Raw genomic sequence first — 3,089 nt, 5'->3', positions numbered from 1 at the left:
CTTTATAGTAGTCTGGATTTTTAGACTTTTTTGCTTTTGTAATAGTAGAGATATAGGCAACCTGGCCAAATCGATTACAGAAGGAACAGATATTATCCTTTTGAAGCAAGTTGTATTTACATTCTATTCCAACCATCTTCTCCTCTAACTCAAACACAATAAACTTCTTATTTGTACTGATATCAACCCAGCTTAAATACGAAAGTTGATCTAGATTTATTTTATCTAAGTCAGGAAGCTTTAACTTTTTATTTTTGGGAAACATCTTTTTCAATTGTGCCTCAGATATCTTAGGAAATGGTATCAGATAGTCCTGAAGCTGCTTCATATATTTGTCATATTCCTGGTCGGTTTTTAGTGCAGAAAGATCTAACATTTCCTTTTGCTCAATCGTTGCATTTGGAAATAGTTCGATGATTTTCGTGTTCGCTAAATCCTTTACGGCCTGGATTACATTTGGGGCCGCATTCTTTTTATAGCTATCTTTAATCAAGGCCACCTGGTTATGAATTAAATTAAATTCCGCGTTTTTAATATACTTTTCAGTCATACGTTCACCCTCCTTCCACTTATTTTAAAGAATAACACTGGATGGGAAAATGTAAAATTCAACTTGGAAATGTTTATTACTTAAAAAAGCACGGAGGAATCACCCGTGCTTTTTGTACACTATTTTTTTGATGGATTCGATTGAAAGGAAATATTCATCCGCTAAATCCTGAATACTTGTTCCGCTCATAAAGGCACTTTTTATATTAGAATTGCGCTGATCTAGGAGTTTTCTTCCACCGCTTATGGTACCCCATTTACGAAAAGTCGTTACCGATTTAGGGATATAAATCGTTTCTCCCTGTACATATTTTTGAATTTCTCTTATAAGATTCTCAGGTAAAATGTTGCTTGCATTTACATATTTCAAGACTGCCAGCTCCTTATTTATTAATCGATTAAATAAGGTGCAAAGCCATGTAATGAAATAGGCGATATAAATATTAATTTAGTTTTGCCCCACGCAAAGTATCGCCGTTTCCATAGTAGGCTTTGCATGAGTGGCAGAAGTACCAGACAATCTCGTAGGATTCTCCAACGTGTAGCACCCCCTTCTTGGCATTATTATAACAATACCATTGGAGTGATGGCGATTAATTTTGTTAAAAGTTTTATAAAAACTATTGTGCCTTATTGTAAACAATTGAAAATCTCTTTTCTCCCAGCCACTTTTCTCCTTTGTAGTCTATTGTAATGGCAGCCGTATAGTCCCCTTCCATTTCAAATTTAGCTTGTCCAACATACACACCATTCCCTGTTTCCTGCATGTTCATAGAAATATCTCCATGACTCATCCCCTGCATATCCAAATCTGCGCTTACCTTCGCACCTTCAACTGGTTTCCCATCCCGATCTAAAATCTTCATTTGAATGGGAGTAGATTGATCAGGTGTAAAGGATTTGGGAGTAATTAACTTGATCTCAAAATCATTTGAACTGCAGCCCGTAATTAGAATTAATATGAGACTAATAAGTAAACTCGCAAACTTGTTCAAAACACTCTTTCCTTTCGATATTTCATCTTATTGAAAAATACTTACAATCTTTACTGACAAAAACATACCATTATTTGACACAAAAGTTTAATATTTTTTGCTATAATTTAAAAAAGATTATTGTAGATTAATTTGATTAGAGGTGAATCAACATGTATTGGACTCCATTATTTGAAAACGATGTACCATTAGCACACTTCTGCTCTTAATAGAGTGAAGGTGGCTACCTCTCTCCGTTAGGGGCATTCTCAACCTAATCATAATACGGAGGGAACAAAAAAATGAAAAAAACCTTATTAGGTTCATTATATTTAATCCTTGCTTCAAGTATTTGGGGCGGAATGTACGTTGTTGTGAAAGTTGTCGTATCGGTGATACCTCCATTGGAACTTGTATGGTTGCGATATTTAGTAGCGATTGTCGCACTTCTTATAATTGGCTTTATTACAAGACAAAAATGGCAAATCGAAAAACGTTATTTCTTGATCATCATAGCGATTGGAATCATTGGTAATGCCATTTCAATTGTGGCTCAGGAAACTGGTACCATGCTATCTACTGCACAAATGGGAGCCATTATCACTTCTTCAACACCAGCATTTATGGTCATTTTTGCTCGCTTAATCCTTAATGAACGGTTTACGTTAAAAAAGAGTATCTCCGTTTGTTTAGCGACAATTGGAGTGCTTCTCATCGTTGGAATTGGTGATGTGAATATGTCCAGTAAACTTGGGGGTATCGCACTAGTTATTGCCGCTTTAACATGGGCACTCATGTCTGTACTCGTAAAGCGGTTGCCAAGTGATTATTCACAAATTGTGGTAACCACCTATTCCATCCTGGTTGCCCTAATCGTGCTGACACCATTTGTTTTGCCACGGTTACAAGCAATTAATTTCTCTCAACTAACTCACCCAACTATTTGGGGAGGAGTCTTGTATTTGGGCATCATTTCAACGGCATGTGGATTTCTACTTTGGAATCGTGGATTACAGATGCTTAATGCCTCAAGTGGAGGAATCTTTTTCTTCTTTCAACCAGTGGTTGGAACTTTACTAGGATGGCTCATATTAGGAGAGAAAATTGGTGTAACATTTTGGATTGGCTCTGCCCTAATTTTCATAGGTGTTTTATTCGTTATCATAGAAAAAAAATAGTTTGTAAATACCCCTTCAACAGTTGAAGGGGTTTACTAGCATTATGTGAAATAAGAAGTAATTAAGGCAGTATGTTTTTAAAGTAAAGAACCAGTTAGTTTAAGTGCATTCCTTCACATTCTGTTCGTATTGTTCATTAACTTTTGTCAATAACATTAATATAAATAAAGTGCCACCATTCAAGACACTTAAACTCTTTTCTCTTAGTTACTCACGTACTTTATAGTAACACTTAACTGTAAACAAAGGCTATTTACTTGTTACTATTAACTTTCGTGTTTTGGCATTATATATTTTATAACTAATTTCAAACTCATGGTCTTTTGTAACTGTCACCTCACAATAATAAGGTATTGACTTTCCATAAGCATCTAGTGCAGGAATATCT

Annotated in this window: 4 protein-coding genes; 1 reads left to right on the top strand and 3 read right to left on the bottom strand. The window is 35.4% G+C overall.

From position 1 onward, the window contains the following. The 3 genes from V7659_RS18865 to V7659_RS18855 form a co-directional block, all read right to left on the bottom strand. Positions 1-550 (bottom strand): FusB/FusC family EF-G-binding protein (locus tag V7659_RS18865; RefSeq protein WP_335541363.1); only part of this gene is annotated, 550 nt, incomplete at its 3' end. Between the two features lie 99 nt (positions 551-649). After that, positions 650-919 (bottom strand): CD3324 family protein, encoded by a 270-nt coding sequence (locus V7659_RS18860; protein WP_335541361.1) that lies wholly within the window; start codon positions 917-919, stop codon positions 650-652. A gap of 250 nt (positions 920-1,169) precedes the next feature. Further along, complete coding sequence (locus V7659_RS18855; protein WP_335541360.1) at positions 1,170-1,544, bottom strand: FixH family protein; 375 nt, start codon at positions 1,542-1,544, stop codon at positions 1,170-1,172. Positions 1,545-1,825: 281 nt separating this feature from the next. Between V7659_RS18855 and V7659_RS18850 the strand changes: the two genes are divergently transcribed. Further along, on the top strand, positions 1,826-2,701 hold the full coding sequence (locus tag V7659_RS18850) for a DMT family transporter (protein ID WP_335541359.1): 876 nt from the start codon (positions 1,826-1,828) through the stop codon (positions 2,699-2,701). Positions 2,702-3,089 lie beyond the last annotated feature (388 nt).

The sequence above is a fragment of the Neobacillus drentensis genome, assembly GCF_036966985.1.
Classification (GTDB): domain Bacteria; phylum Bacillota; class Bacilli; order Bacillales; family Cytobacillaceae; genus Neobacillus; species Neobacillus drentensis_E.
Note: the sequence above shows the minus strand (reverse complement) of the source record. Positions and strands in the feature narration are given on the sequence as shown.

Bases quoted from the DNA above. Each gene is read 5' to 3' on its own strand.
- V7659_RS18850 (WP_335541359.1), top strand. From the start codon at position 1,826: ATGAAAAAAACCTTATTAGGTTCATTATATTTAATCCTTGCTTCAAGT.